Here is a 14,502-nt window from a genome sequence, read left to right as displayed (position 1 = left end):
TCCTGTTTATTGATGTTGTGTCCCGCAGACAGGACAGGCCTCGTTGCGGCTGATGCTAATGCTGTTCCACTCCATGCGCAATCCATCCAGCAGCAGCAGGCGGCCGGACAGCGACTCGCCGATGCCCATCACCAGCTTGAGCGCTTCGGCAGCCTGCATGGCGCCGACCACGCCCACCAGCGGCGCGAACACGCCCATGGTGGAGCAAGCCACGTCCTCGAACGGCTGGTCTTGCGGGAACAGGCAGGAGTAGCAAGGCCCCGCCACCCGCGTATCGAACACGCTGACCTGGCCGTCGAAGCGGATCACGGCGCCCGACACCAGCGGCACGCGATGCGCCACGCAGGCACGGTTGACGGCATGGCGGGTCTTGAAATTGTCGGTGCAGTCGAGCACCACGTCGTGCTGCGCCACCAGCGCTGCCAGGCGCGCGTCGTCGACGCGCTCGACCAGGGCGTTCACCTGGCATTCGGGGTTGATGGCATTCAGCGTGGCGCGCGCCGATTCGGCCTTGGGCTGGCCGACACGCTCGGTGGTGTGGGCGATCTGGCGCTGCAGGTTGGTCAGGTCGACGCAGTCATGGTCGACGATGGTCAGCTGGCCGATGCCGGCCGAGGCCAGGTAGAGCGCTGCCGGCGAGCCGAGGCCGCCCGCGCCGATCACCAGCGCCCTGCCCTGCAGCATCGCCTGCTGCCCCTCGATGCCGATTTCATCGAGGAGGATGTGGCGCGAATAACGCAGCAGCTGCTGGTCGTTCATTTACTTCACAGCCAGCTCAGGCTTGGATGTCTTGACCGGCAAGCCCTTGAAATGGCGCAGCGCCTGCTCCAGCTGGAAGTCGTCCTTGCCGCCGAACTCGAAAGGCTTCTGCTTTTTCGCAGCGGCCAGCAGGCGCTGTTCTTCTTCCAGTTCGTCGCGGCGGATACGGCCTTCCTTGTCTTCTTCGCCGTCGCCGTTGGCCAGGTGCTTCTGCAGGTCGGCTTCGCGCAGGCGCAGGCTGTTGATGGCGTCGCCTTCCGCCGTTTCATCGACCAGCACGTCCGGCACGATGCCCTTGGCCTGGATGCCGCGGCCGTTCGGCGTGAAGTAGCGCGCCGTGGTCAGCTTGACGGCCGAATCGGCCGTAATCTGGCGCAGCGTCTGCACCGAGCCCTTGCCGAAGGTCTGGCTGCCCATCACGATGGCACGCTTGTAGTCCTGCAGCGCGCCGGCCACGATTTCGGAAGCCGAGGCGGAGCCGCCGTTGACCAGCACCACCATTGGCACCGTCTTCAGCGCGGCCGGCAGCTTGGCCAGCGGATCGCTGCCGCTGCGGGTGGCATAGTTCTCCGAAGTGGCATGGAAAGCCTGTTTGGAATCTGCCAGTTGGCCGTCGGTGGACACCACCAGCGCATCCTTCGGCAGGAAGGCTGCCGACACCCCGACCGCGCCCTGCACCACGCCGCCCGGGTCGTTGCGCAGATCCAGCACCAGGCCCTTGAGGTTCGGGTTCCTGGCATACAGGGCGCCGAGCTTCTTCGCCATGTCTTCCACCGTCGGCTCCTGGAATTGCGAGATGCGCAGCCAGGCATAGTCCGGCTCCACCATCTTCACCTTGACGCTCTGCACGCGGATCTCCTCGCGCACAATGGGGATCAGCAGCGGCTTGTCTTCATCCTTGCGCGCCACCGTCAGCACCACCTTGGTGCGCGGTTCGCCGCGCATTTTCTTGATGGCGTCGTCCAGCGGCAGGCCTTTCAGCGGCTCGTTGTCGAGGCGCGTAATCAGGTCGCCCGCCTTGATGCCGGCGCGCCAGGCCGGCGAATCCTCGATCGGCGCCACCACCTTGATATAGCCGTCCTCCACCCCGACTTCGATGCCGATGCCGACAAACTTGCCGTGGATGGATTCGCGCATTTCCTTGAATGCGGCCTTATCGAGATAGGTGGAATGCGGATCGAGCGAGGAAACCATGCCGGCGATGGCGTCCTGCAGCAGCTTCTTGTCGTCGACCTGTTCGACGTAGTCGGATTTGATCAGGCTGAAAACTTCGGACAGGGTGCGCAGTTCTTCCAGCGGCAAAGGCGTGGAAGCCTTTTGCGCAAGGGCGGAAAACTGCATCGAGACGGCTATGCCAGCCACCATACCAAGGCCGACCAGGCCCAGACTCTTCGTTTTGTTGCCCATTGATTGCTTTCCGCCGCTAGAACTTCACCCACCCGGCCGGATCTATCGGCTTGCCCTGGTGGCGCATTTCAAAGTATAAACCCGATTCTTCGTAACCGCCGGTATTTCCAACGGTGGCGATCACCTCGCCTGCTTTCACCACGTCGCCGGCGCGTTTCAGCACAGACTCGTTGTAGCCGTAGCCGCTCCAGTATTGACCGCCGTGGTCGATGATAATGAAATTGCCGTAGCCGCGCAGCGAGGTTGCGTACACCACGCGGCCCGCCGCCACGGCGCGCACTTCGGCGCCGGCGGCAGCCTTCACCACCATGCCTTTCCAGGCCACGCCGTCGGCATTCTTGCTGCCGAAGCGCTTATCGACCTTGCCGGCGACCGGCGCCGGCAGCTCGCCCTTCAACCTGGCGAACACGCCGTCCGGCACCACTGGCGCCAGTGCCACCTCGGATGGACGCGGCGACTTTTCGTCGCGCTGCTCGGAAGGCTCCGGCTTGGCGGCGACCTTCGGTTCGTCCTCGACCGGCGGCGGTTTCGGCACCGGCTTGCCGGCTTTTTTCGCTTCCTGCGCCAGGCGTTCGCGCTCGGCCTGCGCCTTGGCGCGGGCCAGCGCACGCGCTTCCGCTTCCGCCTTGGCCTTGGCCGCCCGTTCGGCGGCCAGCTTTTCCTGGCGTGCCTTTTCAGCGGCGGCGATGCGCGCCTGTTCTTCGATCAGCTTGTTCAGTTTGTCGACCAGGGCATCCAGGCGCTGGGCGTCCTGCTCCATGCGGCCGGCTTCCTTGCGCTGGGCCACCAGCTTCTTGGACAGGCTGGCCAGGGCAGCGGCGCGACGGCCCTTCTCCTGCTCCAGCTTGGCTTTCTGCTGCTTTTCCTCCTCGGCGATTTCATCCAGTTCCTGCTTGGCGTTCTGCGCCTCGGCCTGGTTCTCTTCGACCTTCTTCAGGTTGGCGCGCAGCGAATCGAGCAGGCGCGCCTGCGACTGCGACACATAGGCCATCAGTTGCAGTTCGCGGTTGATGCGGTTGGGATTGTCGCCCGAGAGCAGCAGCTTGATGCGGTCTTCATTGCCGGCCACGTACTGCTCGCGCAGCAGCTTGGCCAATTGCTGCTTCTGCGCCGCCACCGTGGCGGACAGGCGCAGCTGCTCGGCGGCCAGTTCTGCCACCTTGCTATTGATCTGGGATTGCTCCGCCGCCAGGTCGCGCAGGGTGCGGTTGGCGTCGGAAATGGCTTCCTCCGACTCGGCCAGCGTGTCGGCCGCGTCTTCCTTGGCGCTCTCGGTCTTGCCGATTTCCGCCTTCAGGTTGGCCAGCTTGCGCGCCAGCGCCGCCCGCTCCGTTTCGGCGGCAGCCTTTTGCTTGCTGCGTTCGGTCGGCTTGGGCGCCTTGGCGGCGTCGGCGCCATGCACGGCGCCCAGCGCCAGCAGCAAGGCCAGCGCAACGCCACGCAAATTCCAGACGCGACCGCGGCGAATCGGATGCAACGCCACGGGGATTACTTGGCCTTGCCCTGGTTGGCCACGGCAGCCTGGGCGGCAGCGATGGCGGCCGGGTCGCCCAGGTAGTAGTGCTTGATCGGCTTCAGGTCGGCATCCAGTTCGTATACCAGAGGCTGGCCGTTCGGGATGTTGAGGCCGACGATGGCTTCGTCGCTGATGCCGTCCAGCATCTTGATCAGGGCGCGCAGGCTGTTGCCGTGGGCCGAAATCAGGATCTGCTTGCCGGCCTTGATGGCTGGAGCGATTTCATCGTCCCAGGCCGGCATCACGCGCGCCACGGTATCTTTCAGGCACTCGGTCAGCGGGATGGCATCCTTTGGCAAGCCGGCATAGCGCGGGTCGTTGAAGGAAGTGCGGTCGTCGCCGGCTTCCAGCGCTGGCGGCGGGATGTCGTAGCTGCGGCGCCATACCAGCACCTGCGCATCGCCGAACTTGGCGGCGGTTTCGCCCTTGTCCAGGCCTTGCAGGGCGCCGTAATGACGCTCGTTCAGGCGCCAGTCATGCTTGATCGGCACGTACATTTCATCCATCTCATCCAGGGTCAGCCACAGGGTGCGGATGGCGCGCTTGAGTACCGAGGTATAGCACAGGTCGAAGGAGAAGCCTGCATCTTTCAGGATTTTGCCGGCAGATTTGGCTTCGTTGACGCCTTTTTCGGTCAGGTCCACATCGGTCCAGCCGGTGAAGCGATTTTCCAGGTTCCAGGTGGACTCGCCGTGACGCATGAATACGATTTTGTACATATAGCTATAACAATAGAGTTGGAAATGGGTGAAAATCGCCGCCGAAGCCACGAACAAGCATCTATTTTATAATGCTCGGATTAAGTTCAACCATTGGATTACCGTGAAATTCATCATCGACAATATTTTTCTGATCGCCATCGTCCTGTTGTCCGGCGGCGCCCTGCTGTTCCCAGTGCTGACCCAGCGCGGTAAAAAAGCCTCGCCGGCCGAAGTGACCCTGCTGATCAACCGCGGCAAAGCCGGCATTCTCGATGTGCGCGCCAAGGACAAGGCCGAAAGCCGTATCATCGATTCCAAACATATCCCGCTGGCCGAACTGGGCAACCGCATGGACGAACTGAAGAAGTTCAAGGACAAGACCCTGGTGGTGGTATGCGACAAAGGGATCAGCGCCTTCAGCGCCGCCCGCATGCTGGAAAAGTCCGGCTTCTCCGACGTTGTCGTGATGGAAGGTGGGATCGATGCCTGGAAGTCGCAAAACCTGCCACTGACAAAGTAAAGGAGCTGCCATGACTGCCAACGTTACCATGTACAGCACCCTGGTGTGCCCGTATTGCGTGCGCGCCGAACGTTTGCTGGAAAGCAAGGGTGTCACCGCCATCCACAAGATCCGCGTCGACCTCGACCCGGCCCAGCGCCAGCTGATGATGGAAAAGACCGGCCGCCGCACCGTGCCGCAGATCTATATCGGCGACACCCACGTTGGCGGTTTTGACGATTTGTACGCGCTGGACCAGGCTGGCGGCCTCGACCCCTTGTTAAAAGGTTAAACGGCCCCAAATACAACGGACGAGCGGGCGAAACGTTGGAAGATAAACTAGTTTTGCTACAATTGCCGTCGCGTTTGACTTTGGCTTACCTCCGTGGCCTGGACAAGCATTAACTATATAACTGATACGAAAGCGTTCCATGTCTGAAGAAAACCTGCAACCTGTATTCCAAATCCAACGCGTCTACCTGAAGGACATGTCGCTGGAACAGCCTAATTCCCCAGCTATCTTCCTGGAGCAGGAAGCCCCTTCCATCGAAGTGGCGCTGGACGTTGGCGCAGAGCCGCTGTCCGAAGGCATCTTCGAGTCCACCGTGACCGTGACCGTGACTGCCAAGATCAAGGACAAAGTCGCTTTCCTGGTTGAAGGCAAGCAAGCCGGCATCTTCGAAGCCCGCAATATTCCAGCCGAACAGCTGGACCCACTGCTGGGCATCGGCTGCCCGAACATCGTGTACCCGTACCTGCGTTCGAACATCGCCGACATGATCACCCGCGCCGGCTTCCCTCCGATCCACCTGGCGGAAATCAACTTCGAAGTGTTCTACCAGCAGCGCCTGGCAGCCATCGCCCAGCAGCAAGCTGCTGAAGCTGGCGCGACCCCGGTCGAAGGCTCGGCCACCGTACAGTAATACTTCTGCGATATCATGGGGAACCACGGTTCCCCCGCATGCAAAGGCCCCAGTGGGCCTTTGCGCATTTTTAAGGTATTAATCGATGAATTTACGCCGAATTGTCGCCATCGCCGCATCGCTGCTGGCTTGCGCCAGCGCCCAGGCTATCGACTACCGGTCGGTCGGCGCCAATCCTGCCGTGCTGTACGGCGCCCCGTCGACCCGGGCGGCCAAGCAGTACATCGTCCCTTCCGGCGCTCCGCTGGAAGTCGTGCTGACGTATGGCGAGTGGGTCAAGGTGCGCGATATGGCCGGCGACCTGGCCTGGACCGAAGCCAAGGGCTTGAGCATCAAGCAGCGCAACGTGATTGTCCGCGCAGCCAACACCAAGGTACGCGGCGCGGCCGACGATACCTCGCCTGTGGTGTTCATCGCCGACAAGGGCGTGCTGCTGGAACTGGCTGAACCGGCCGCCAACGGCTGGACCAAGGTGAAGCACCGCGACGGCCTGGTCGGCTATGTGCGCAGCAACGATATTTGGGGTAACTGAGCAAGATGCTGCAAGAAGGCAAACGCAAGATCAGCGTGCTGGGCGCCGGCGCCTGGGGTACCGCCGTCGCCATCGCTGTCGCCGCGCGCCACGATGTGGTGCTGTGGGGCCGCGATGCCGCCGCGATGGCCGAGATGGCCGCCGCCCGCGACAATAGCCATTACCTGAAAGGCTTCCCCTTCCCGCCTGCGCTGCAGGTGAGCTCCGATTTCGATGCCGCCGTGGCCCATGCGGGCCAGGATGGCTTGCTGATTGCCGCCTGCCCGGTCGCCGGCCTGCGCCCTTTGCTGCAGGCACTGAAAGGCAGGCAGATTCCGAACATCGTCTGGCTGTGCAAGGGCTTTGAATACGACACCGGCATGCTGCCGCACCAGATCGTGCGCGAAGTACTGGGCGATAGCGTGCCGGCTGGCGCACTGTCCGGCCCTTCGTTCGCACAGGAAGTGGCCAAGGGCCTGCCTTGCGCCCTGACCATTGCCGCCAGCGATGCCGCCCTGTGCGAGCTGGTGGTGGGCGCCGTGCACGGCGGTACCATGCGCGTCTACTCGAGCGACGACATCGTCGGCGTGGAAGTGGGCGGCGCCGTGAAGAACGTGCTGGCGATTGCCACCGGCGTGGCCGACGGCATGGGCCTGGGCCTGAACGCGCGGGCTGCATTGATTACACGCGGCCTGGCCGAAATTACCCGCCTCGGCACCGCGCTCGGCGGGCAAGTCGAAACCTTCATGGGCCTGACCGGCATGGGCGACCTGATCCTGACCTGCACCGGCGACCTGTCGCGCAACCGCCGCGTTGGCCTGGGCCTGGCGCAGGGCAAGTCGCTGGAAACCGTGGTCAAGGAGCTGGGCCATGTGGCCGAAGGCGTGCCCTGCGCGAAAGCAGTGCGCGAACTGGCGCGCCGCCTTGGCGTGGAGATGCCGATTACCAACGCCGTCGCCAGCGTGCTGTTCGACGGCTTGCAACCGGCCGACCTGGTGCAAGGCTTGCTGGCGCGCGACCCGCGCTCGGAAACCCAGGTACCGCCAGTTAAGTAGCATCGTCGCGCTCGCCATTCTATAATCGGCGCATCCCTTCAGTGGAGGCGACGATGCTCAGTTCCGCAAACCTGGCTGAAACGCTCGAGATCGACACGTCGATCGCGGACAAGTGGCAGCAAGTGCTGGACTTGCTGGCCCGGCTGCTGCAGGTGCCCGCGGCCCTGATCATGCGTGTGCAGCCGCCCAGCATCCAGGTATTCCTGTCCAGCCATTCGCCGGGCAATCCCTACGAAGAACAAGAGCTGGCGCCCTTGAACACCGGCCTGTATTGCGAGACCGTGATGGCGCGGCGCGCCGAACTCCTGGTTCCGGATGCCCTGCAGGACGCCGCCTGGTGCGCCAATCCCGACATCAAGCTCGGCATGGTTTCCTACCTCGGCCTGCCGCTGGTCTGGCCCAACGAACACGTCTTTGGCACCATCTGCGTGCTGGACCGGAAAAAGAACCCTTACGATGACACCCAGCGCGCGCTGCTCGAGCAATTCCGCGGCCTGGTCGAACGCGACCTGCGCCAGGTCTACGAACGCCGCGAACAGGCGTTGCGCGATGCGGCAATCCTGGAGCAGATGGTAGCCACGGCCAAGCTGGCCACCATCGGCCGCCTGGTCGGCGGCATCGCGCATGAACTGAATACGCCGCTGGGCAATATCGTGCTGGGCTCGTCCTCGCTGGCCGCGCGGCTGGACGATATTGCGCAGCAGGCCGACGCCCGCTCGCTGTCGCAATCGAATTTGCGGCGCATGCTTGACGAAGGGCGGCAAGCTTGCGACACGATCGAACGCAACAGCACGCGCGCCGGCAACCTGCTGGCCAGCATCAAGCAGATAGCGGTGGACCAGGAAGGGCAGCCGCGGCGCCGCTTCGACCTCGACGAAACGGTGGCCCACGTCGCCAGCGCCACCGCCCCCTTGCTGCGACGCGAAGCGATCAGCCTGACGGTGGATATTCCTGCCGGCCTGGAGCTGGACAGCTACCCAGGCCATATCGAACAGGTCCTGGTCGCCTTGCTGGACAACTCGGCGCGCCATGCCTTTGCCGGCCGCGAGGGGCGCTGCGTGCACATTGCCGCTGCGCGCCAAGGCAGCGACGTGGAGCTGGTCTATACGGATAATGGCTGCGGCATCGCCGCCGATGCACAGCCGCGCGTGTTCGAGCCGTTCTACACGACGCGACTGGGCGAGGGCGCGCGCGGACTGGGCCTGACGATCGTGCTGAACGCCGTGCAAGCGATCCTGAAGGGCAGCGTACATCTCGACAGCACGCCGGGCGACGGCGTCCGGTTCACCTTCCGCCTGCCGCTCAATCCCGCAGCACGATAGTCAACAGCAGCAGCGCATCGGTGTTGGCGCGCAGGGCGTGCGGCGCGCCGCCTTGCAGGTAGAGCATTTCCCCGCCGCGCAGGATGGCGGTGCGGCCATGCGCATCGAACGCCACCTCGCCTTCCAGGCATTGCAGCGTGACCTGGCCCTTGACCGCATGCTCCGGTACCGCGCGGCCAGCCGGCACAGTCATGCGGATCAATTCCAGCTGCTCCGTCTTGGCCAGCGCGATGGAAGAAAACTGCGACAAGCTTTCACCGGCCTCGCGGCCAATCCGGACCACTTGCCCGGATGATGCATGCGGTAGCGCCATATACCCTCCCTGGATTGCCCCCATGATAGCAGCAAGGTTTAAATGGGGACGTACCCCATTTATTTACCCCATTTATTCCCGGCCGATGAAGCGGTAGATGCCGGCGCCAACGCCGGCGCCGATGATCGGGGCCACCCAGAACAGCCACAGCTGCGCTACCGCCCAGCCGCCGACATACAGCGCCACGCCGGTGCTGCGCGCCGGGTTGACCGAGGTGTTGGTGACCGGGATCGAGATCAGGTGGATCAGGGTCAGGCACAGGCCAATGGCGATCGGCGCAAAGCCGGCCGGTGCGCGCTTGTCGGTAGCACCCAGGACCACCACCAGGAAGAAGGCCGTCATCACTACTTCCGTGACCAGGGCCGCCAGCAGGCTGTAGCCGCCTGGCGAATGCTCGCCGTAGCCGTTGGAGGCGAAGCCGGCAGCCACGTCAAAACCGGCCTTGCCGCTGGCAATCAGGTACAGCACGCCGCCGGCAGCAATGCCGCCCAGCACTTGCGCCAAGATATAGCCCGGCAGATCCTTGGCAGGGAAGCGGCCGCCCAGCCACAGGCCCACCGACACGGCCGGGTTCAAATGGCAGCCCGAAATATGGCCAATGGCGAAGGCCATGGTCAGTACCGTCAGGCCGAAGGCCAGCGACACCCCGTGCAAGCCGATCCCCACGCCGGGAAATGCCGCCGCCAGCACCGCGCTGCCGCAGCCGCCCAAGACCAGCCAGAACGTACCGAAGAACTCCGCACCCAGTTTTTGCATGTCACGCCTCCGTTGACGATTGGTAATTTTGCAAACAGACTAACTATAAATGACGGAAATGACAACGGTGCGACGTGTTGCATCGCAGAAAAATAGAGCGACCGTTCTAGAAAATTCGCTTGTGTTACGCAAGCGGTTTCAATAGAGTAAATGTTATATATTTACTACCAAAATGGAAGCCAATGAGCAAAGGTTCGTTCGCCGAGATGAACTGCCCCATCGCCCAGACCCTGGAGCAGGTCGGCGAATGGTGGACCTTTGTCATCCTGCGCAACGCCTTTTGCGGCATGACCCGCTTCCAGGATTTCCAGCGCCACCTCGGCATCAGCACCAATATCCTGGCCCGCCGCCTGGGCAGGCTGGTGGAGCACGGCATCCTGCTGCGCCAGCCATCCGGTGAAGACGCCCGCATCGTCCATTACCGCCTGACGCCCAAGGGCCACTCGCTCTATCCCATCCTGGCCGCGATGACCGTGTGGGGCGAGCAATGGGCGCCGCATCCGGACGGGCCGCGCATGACGCTGGTGGAGCGGGCCACCGGGCTGCCCGTGGCCGGCGTCGGCATCCGCGCCGCCGACGGGCGCGACCTGGCGCCGGCGCAGATCGATACGGTGGCCGGCCCCGGCGCCGATGACAAGACGCACGCTTTGATGCGCATGAGAGAGGAGACAAGCAAACAATGAATACCGATAAAGTCTGGCTCAAGTCCTATCCCGATGGCATTCCGGCCACCATCGATCCCGACCTGTACCGCTCCCTGCCGCACCTGCTGGAGGAGTCCTTCGGCAAGTTCGCCGCGCGCAAGGCCTACGCCTGCATGGACAGCGTCATGAGCTACCGCGAGTGGGACGAGCACTCGCGCAACCTGGCCGCATGGCTGCAGCAGCGCGGACTGGCGAAGGGCGCCCGCATCGCAGTGATGATGCCCAACGTGCTGCAATATCCGGTCGCTGTGGCGGCCGTCCTGCGCGCCGGCTGCACCGTGGTGAACGTCAATCCGCTGTACACCGCGCGTGAGCTGGAACACCAGTTGACCGATTCCGGCGCCGAAGCCATCTTCATTCTCGAAAACTTCGCCACCACGCTGGAGAAGGTGCTGCCGCGCACCAGCGTCAAGCACGTGGTGGTCGCCAGCATGGGCGACATGCTGGGCTTTGCCAAGGGCATGCTGGTCAACTTCGTGGTGCGCACGGTGAAGAAGATGGTGCCGCCCTTTGATCTGCCGGGCGCCGTGCCATTCCGCACGGCCTTGCGCCAGGGCGCACGCGAAGCCCTGCGCCCGATGCAGATGGGCCACGACGACATCGCCTTCCTCCAATACACGGGCGGCACCACGGGCCTGTCCAAGGGCGCCACCCTGACCCACCGCAACGTGATCGCCAATATGCTGCAGAACGATGCGTGGGCCGGCCCGGCCCTGCTCAATCAAGCCAAGGGCGAGCAGGTGGTGACGGTATGCGCGCTGCCGCTGTACCACATCCTGGCGCTGAACGCCTGCATGCTGATGGGCGCGCGCTGGGGCGCAATGAACCTGCTGGTGCCCAATCCGCGCGACATGGCAGGCTTCGTCAAGGAGCTGGCCAAGTACCGCGTCAATTTCTTCCCCGGCGTGAATACCCTGTTCAACGCCTTGCTGAACCAGCCCGAGCTGGCGAAGGTCGACTTTTCCGGCCTGCGCATCACCCTGGGCGGCGGCATGGCGGTGCAGCAGGTGGTCAGCGAACGCTGGCTGGCCGCGACCGGCAGCCCGATCCTGGAAGGCTATGGCCTGTCGGAGACCTCGCCGACGGCTACGCTGTGCCGTCCCGACCAGAATGGCTTCAGCGGCACCATCGGCCTGCCGGTGCCGTCGACCGAAGTGGCGATCGTCGACGACGACGGCAATCCCCTGCCCTTCGGCCAGGCCGGTGAAATCGCCATCCGCGGCCCGCAGGTGATGGCCGGCTACTGGAAGCGTCCGGACGAAACCGCCAAGGTCATGACGGCGTCCGGCTACTTCAAGTCGGGCGACATCGGCATCATGGATGAACAGGGCTATGTCCGCATTGTGGACCGCAAGAAGGACATGATCCTGGTCTCCGGCTTCAACGTTTACCCCAATGAAGTGGAAGGCGTGGTGGCCGCCCATCCGCTGGTGCTCGAATGCGCCTGCATCGGCGTACCCGACGCCGGTTCGGGCGAAGCCGTCAAGCTGTTCGTGGTGCGCAAACACCAATCGCTCACCAGCGAACAGCTGATGGACTACTGCAAACAGCAGTTGACCGCTTACAAAAAACCGAAATACATCGAGTTCCGCGACGCCCTGCCCAAGACCAATGTGGGCAAGATCCTGCGCCGCGAGCTGCGCGACGAAAAGGTCGCGGCGTAAGTTTTTGCTGCATTCCCTGTACTGCCCCCGAACATCTCAATAACAGGAGTTAAGTATGGAAGCCAGTATTGCCGCAGTAAGCCAACCTAAAACCAACCCCATCGTGCTCGATGAGAAGCGCCAGAAGACCGTGCGCACGCTGATCAACGCCTCGCACCGCAAGCTGCTGTTCCTCGACCAGGTGGTCGACTGGGAAAAAGGCATCGACTTTTCCAAGCCGCCCAAGGTGGCCGAATCGAGCTGGATCTACGGCACGCCCTACTGGGACATGCTGACCGAGGAACAGCGCAATGAAGTGCTGTGGCTGGAGACCGGCCGCGACGTGTCGTACTTCATCTGGCTGGAACAGACCCTGCCCGAGCTGTACGTCGGCTACGTCAACAAATACCACGGCGTGCTGAGCGACGATGTGCGCGAATACCTGATGGTGTTCTCGCGCGAAGAGATCGTGCATACGCTGATGTTCCGCCGCTACCTGGACAAGGCCAACCTGCGCCTGTGGAGCCATCCGGAAAACATCCCCAACTATTCGCTGTTCGAGCAACAGCTGGCCGGCAAGCATCCGGTATACGGCATCTGCTGGAACCTGCTGATCGAATGGTTCGCCGAGCTGAACTCGATCTTCCAGACCCAGACCGACGGCATCGACCCGCTGACGCGCCAGATGTTCAAGGAACACCACCTGGAAGAAGTGCGCCATATCGCCTTTGCCAAGACCATCTGCGAGAACTACTTCGAAGCCGCGCCCAAGGAGGAGCTGGCCGAGATGTGCGAGTTCTTCCAGAAGGGCTACGGCTTCCTGCTGGACGAATACACCTACATGCCGGAAATCGCCCTGCATGCATCTTTCGACTTCCCGATCAAGCCGGGCGACGAAGACAAGATCCGCGAGGTGCGCAACTCGCCGAACAACCAGCGCCTCAATGCCGCCCGCTTCCGCGACGTGCGCGAGTGGTGCCTGAAGCACAACATCATCAAGCAGTAAGCCCCATCATCCCCAGGCGGCAGCTTGCATGGCGCAGTGCGCGCCAGGGACAGCTGTCGCCGTTTCACGAAGAAACTGGAGCAAGCATGATCGATATCATTCCCCACGATTCCGGCATCACGGAATTGCGCATCGCCCGACCGCCGGTCAACCTGATTGACGTGGGCGTGCTGAAATCCCTGCGCCATGCCCTGGCGGAAGCCGCGCGCACAGGCCAGCGCGGCATCATCCTGTCCGGAGCGCCGGGCGTGTTTTCCTCCGGCGTGGACGTGGCCGCCCTGGTCGGCGGCGACTACGAAGCCGTGCGCGAATACTGGCAGCAAGTGTTCCTGCTGGCGTCCGAGATGGCGTTGTCGCGCCAGCCGATTTTCGCCGCCATTACCGGCCATTGCATGGCGGCCGGCGCCCTGCTGGCCGTGTTCTGCGACTACCGCATCATGGCGCAAGGCCCCTGGCAGGTTGGCCTGAACGAAGTGCGGGTCGGCGTGGCGCTGCCAGACTGCTTCCAGGTCGCGGTGCGCCGCGTGGTGGGAGCCCTGCAGGCCGAAAGGCTGCTGGTGTTCGGCCGCCTGCTGTCGCCGCAGCAGGCGCTGGAAGTGAACCTGGTCGACGAGCTGGCCGAGCCTTCGCAGGTGGTGGCGCGCACGCGCGAGCGCCTGCAGGAACTGCTGTCGGTGCCGCCGCAAGCCCTGGTCAGCACGCGCGCTATCGCCCGCCGCGACCTGCGCGACGTGTTTGCCGACGTCGATGCGCTGCCGGTCGACGATTTCGTCGACGCCTTCCTGCAGCCGGAAACCCAGCAGGCGCTGCGCCGCGTCGCCAGCCGCCTGCGCCAACCCGCCGCCGCAGCCGCGCAATGAACCTGTATTTCCGCCTTATGCTGGTCTGGCTCCGGGCCTGTTTCAAGCCCACGATCCAGATCGGCGACACGATCGAGATGCAGCTTACCGTGCTGCCCAATGACCTGGACCTGAACGGCCATATGAACAATGGCCGCTACATGACCATCATCGACCTGGCGCTGGTCGAATACATGACGCGCGCCGGCTTCATGGGACCGGCCCTCAAGCGCGGCTGGCGCCCGATGCTGGGCGGCTCGATGATCGCCTTCCGGCGCGGGCTCAAGCCGTTCCGGCGCTACACCCTGCGCTTCTGCGCCCTGTGCTGGGACGAGCGCTGGACCTATATCCGCTTCGAGTTCGTGCTCGACGGAGACGTGATGGCGGTCGGTCACACCAAGGGCGGCATTGTCGGCCCCTACGGCGTGGTGGGCAGCAATGAAATGTGCGCGGTACTGGGCGTGGAACCGGCCTCGCCGGTCTTCCCGCGCTCGGTCACGGCGTGGATCGAGGCCGATCGCCTGTTGCGGGCCTGAACTGGAGAACCC

17 protein-coding genes are annotated in these 14,502 nt (G+C 63.6%); 11 read left to right on the top strand and 6 right to left on the bottom strand.

Features of this window, described 5'->3' with window-relative positions:
- Positions 1–6: 6 nt before the first annotated feature.
- From ACN9MZ_RS03235 to gpmA, 4 genes are read right to left on the bottom strand one after another with little or no spacing between them, the layout of a single operon-like run.
- Complete coding sequence (locus ACN9MZ_RS03235; protein WP_426340881.1) at positions 7–759, bottom strand: HesA/MoeB/ThiF family protein; 753 nt, start codon at positions 757–759, stop codon at positions 7–9.
- Complete coding sequence (locus ACN9MZ_RS03230) at positions 760–2,166, bottom strand: S41 family peptidase (RefSeq protein ID WP_426340880.1); 1,407 nt, start codon at positions 2,164–2,166, stop codon at positions 760–762.
- Between the two features lie 16 nt (positions 2,167–2,182).
- Positions 2,183–3,643 carry a murein hydrolase activator EnvC family protein gene (locus tag ACN9MZ_RS03225; RefSeq protein WP_426342858.1) on the bottom strand — a complete coding sequence of 487 codons (1,461 nt, stop codon included), beginning with the start codon at positions 3,641–3,643 and terminating at the stop codon, positions 2,183–2,185.
- 11 nt (positions 3,644–3,654) lie between these two features.
- Positions 3,655–4,401, bottom strand: a complete 747-nt coding sequence (gene gpmA, locus ACN9MZ_RS03220) for a 2,3-diphosphoglycerate-dependent phosphoglycerate mutase (RefSeq protein WP_426167503.1) — start codon at positions 4,399–4,401, stop codon at positions 3,655–3,657.
- A 103-nt stretch (positions 4,402–4,504) separates the two neighbouring features.
- Between gpmA and ACN9MZ_RS03215 the strand changes: the two genes are divergently transcribed.
- The 6 genes from ACN9MZ_RS03215 to ACN9MZ_RS03190 all read left to right on the top strand — a co-directional run bounded on the left by ACN9MZ_RS03215 (position 4,505) and on the right by ACN9MZ_RS03190 (position 8,693).
- Positions 4,505–4,903 (top strand): rhodanese-like domain-containing protein, encoded by a 399-nt coding sequence (locus ACN9MZ_RS03215; protein WP_426167501.1) that lies wholly within the window; start codon positions 4,505–4,507, stop codon positions 4,901–4,903.
- 10 nt (positions 4,904–4,913) lie between these two features.
- Positions 4,914–5,174 (top strand): glutaredoxin 3, encoded by a 261-nt coding sequence (gene grxC / locus ACN9MZ_RS03210; RefSeq protein WP_426340879.1) that lies wholly within the window; start codon positions 4,914–4,916, stop codon positions 5,172–5,174.
- A gap of 139 nt (positions 5,175–5,313) precedes the next feature.
- On the top strand, positions 5,314–5,805 hold the full coding sequence (gene secB / locus ACN9MZ_RS03205) for a protein-export chaperone SecB (protein ID WP_090436137.1): 492 nt from the start codon (positions 5,314–5,316) through the stop codon (positions 5,803–5,805).
- A gap of 85 nt (positions 5,806–5,890) precedes the next feature.
- Positions 5,891–6,337 carry an SH3 domain-containing protein gene (locus tag ACN9MZ_RS03200; RefSeq protein WP_426340878.1) on the top strand — a complete coding sequence of 149 codons (447 nt, stop codon included), beginning with the start codon at positions 5,891–5,893 and terminating at the stop codon, positions 6,335–6,337.
- 5 nt (positions 6,338–6,342) lie between these two features.
- On the top strand, positions 6,343–7,371 hold the full coding sequence (locus tag ACN9MZ_RS03195) for an NAD(P)H-dependent glycerol-3-phosphate dehydrogenase (RefSeq protein WP_426340877.1): 1,029 nt from the start codon (positions 6,343–6,345) through the stop codon (positions 7,369–7,371).
- Positions 7,372–7,424: 53 nt separating this feature from the next.
- Positions 7,425–8,693 (top strand): GAF domain-containing sensor histidine kinase, encoded by a 1,269-nt coding sequence (locus ACN9MZ_RS03190; RefSeq protein WP_426340876.1) that lies wholly within the window; start codon positions 7,425–7,427, stop codon positions 8,691–8,693.
- On the opposite strand, the gene ACN9MZ_RS03185 is transcribed toward ACN9MZ_RS03190, so the two are convergent.
- Positions 8,674–9,006: a cupin domain-containing protein gene (locus ACN9MZ_RS03185; RefSeq protein ID WP_426340875.1), complete on the bottom strand. Its 333-nt coding sequence runs from the start codon at positions 9,004–9,006 to the stop codon at positions 8,674–8,676. The genes ACN9MZ_RS03190 and ACN9MZ_RS03185 overlap by 20 nt on opposite strands.
- A gap of 72 nt (positions 9,007–9,078) precedes the next feature.
- Positions 9,079–9,762, bottom strand: a complete 684-nt coding sequence (aqpZ, locus tag ACN9MZ_RS03180; RefSeq protein WP_426340874.1) for an aquaporin Z — start codon at positions 9,760–9,762, stop codon at positions 9,079–9,081.
- 182 nt (positions 9,763–9,944) lie between these two features.
- Between aqpZ and ACN9MZ_RS03175 the strand changes: the two genes are divergently transcribed.
- The 5 genes from ACN9MZ_RS03175 to ACN9MZ_RS03155 all read left to right on the top strand — a co-directional run bounded on the left by ACN9MZ_RS03175 (position 9,945) and on the right by ACN9MZ_RS03155 (position 14,490).
- The gene (locus ACN9MZ_RS03175; RefSeq protein WP_426340873.1) at positions 9,945–10,445 is read left to right on the top strand and encodes a winged helix-turn-helix transcriptional regulator; all 501 of its coding nucleotides are present in this window, start codon (positions 9,945–9,947) and stop codon (positions 10,443–10,445) included.
- Positions 10,442–12,130 (top strand): long-chain-fatty-acid--CoA ligase, encoded by a 1,689-nt coding sequence (locus ACN9MZ_RS03170; protein WP_426340872.1) that lies wholly within the window; start codon positions 10,442–10,444, stop codon positions 12,128–12,130. The genes ACN9MZ_RS03175 and ACN9MZ_RS03170 overlap by 4 nt, the downstream gene beginning before the upstream one ends.
- A gap of 55 nt (positions 12,131–12,185) precedes the next feature.
- Entirely contained in the window at positions 12,186–13,115 is a 930-nt protein-coding gene (locus ACN9MZ_RS03165) for a diiron oxygenase (RefSeq protein ID WP_426340871.1), read from the top strand.
- 86 nt (positions 13,116–13,201) lie between these two features.
- Positions 13,202–13,975 (top strand): enoyl-CoA hydratase/isomerase family protein, encoded by a 774-nt coding sequence (locus tag ACN9MZ_RS03160; RefSeq protein WP_426340870.1) that lies wholly within the window; start codon positions 13,202–13,204, stop codon positions 13,973–13,975.
- The gene (locus ACN9MZ_RS03155) at positions 13,972–14,490 is read left to right on the top strand and encodes a thioesterase family protein (protein ID WP_426340869.1); all 519 of its coding nucleotides are present in this window, start codon (positions 13,972–13,974) and stop codon (positions 14,488–14,490) included. The genes ACN9MZ_RS03160 and ACN9MZ_RS03155 overlap by 4 nt, the downstream gene beginning before the upstream one ends.
- Positions 14,491–14,502 lie beyond the last annotated feature (12 nt).

Source organism: Pseudoduganella sp. S-14, from assembly GCF_049913285.1.
Lineage (GTDB): Bacteria > Pseudomonadota > Gammaproteobacteria > Burkholderiales > Burkholderiaceae_D > Rugamonas.
This window is presented reverse-complemented; position numbering and strand designations above follow the sequence as displayed.

Excerpts from the sequence above, each read along its gene's own strand:
- ACN9MZ_RS03235 (WP_426340881.1), bottom strand. The coding sequence starts at position 759 with ATGAACGACCAGCAGCTGCTGCGTTATTCGCGCCACATCCTCCTCGAT.
- secB (WP_090436137.1), top strand. The coding sequence starts at position 5,314 with ATGTCTGAAGAAAACCTGCAACCTGTATTCCAAATCCAACGCGTCTAC.
- ACN9MZ_RS03160 (WP_426340870.1), top strand. The coding sequence starts at position 13,202 with ATGATCGATATCATTCCCCACGATTCCGGCATCACGGAATTGCGCATC.
- ACN9MZ_RS03175 (WP_426340873.1), top strand. The coding sequence starts at position 9,945 with ATGAGCAAAGGTTCGTTCGCCGAGATGAACTGCCCCATCGCCCAGACC.
- ACN9MZ_RS03165 (WP_426340871.1), top strand. The coding sequence starts at position 12,186 with ATGGAAGCCAGTATTGCCGCAGTAAGCCAACCTAAAACCAACCCCATC.
- ACN9MZ_RS03190 (WP_426340876.1), top strand. The coding sequence starts at position 7,425 with ATGCTCAGTTCCGCAAACCTGGCTGAAACGCTCGAGATCGACACGTCG.
- ACN9MZ_RS03155 (WP_426340869.1), top strand. The coding sequence starts at position 13,972 with ATGAACCTGTATTTCCGCCTTATGCTGGTCTGGCTCCGGGCCTGTTTC.
- grxC (WP_426340879.1), top strand. The coding sequence starts at position 4,914 with ATGACTGCCAACGTTACCATGTACAGCACCCTGGTGTGCCCGTATTGC.
- ACN9MZ_RS03200 (WP_426340878.1), top strand. The coding sequence starts at position 5,891 with ATGAATTTACGCCGAATTGTCGCCATCGCCGCATCGCTGCTGGCTTGC.
- ACN9MZ_RS03230 (WP_426340880.1), bottom strand. The coding sequence starts at position 2,166 with ATGGGCAACAAAACGAAGAGTCTGGGCCTGGTCGGCCTTGGTATGGTG.
- ACN9MZ_RS03195 (WP_426340877.1), top strand. The coding sequence starts at position 6,343 with ATGCTGCAAGAAGGCAAACGCAAGATCAGCGTGCTGGGCGCCGGCGCC.
- aqpZ (WP_426340874.1), bottom strand. The coding sequence starts at position 9,762 with ATGCAAAAACTGGGTGCGGAGTTCTTCGGTACGTTCTGGCTGGTCTTG.
- gpmA (WP_426167503.1), bottom strand. The coding sequence starts at position 4,401 with ATGTACAAAATCGTATTCATGCGTCACGGCGAGTCCACCTGGAACCTG.
- ACN9MZ_RS03170 (WP_426340872.1), top strand. The coding sequence starts at position 10,442 with ATGAATACCGATAAAGTCTGGCTCAAGTCCTATCCCGATGGCATTCCG.
- ACN9MZ_RS03185 (WP_426340875.1), bottom strand. The coding sequence starts at position 9,006 with ATGGCGCTACCGCATGCATCATCCGGGCAAGTGGTCCGGATTGGCCGC.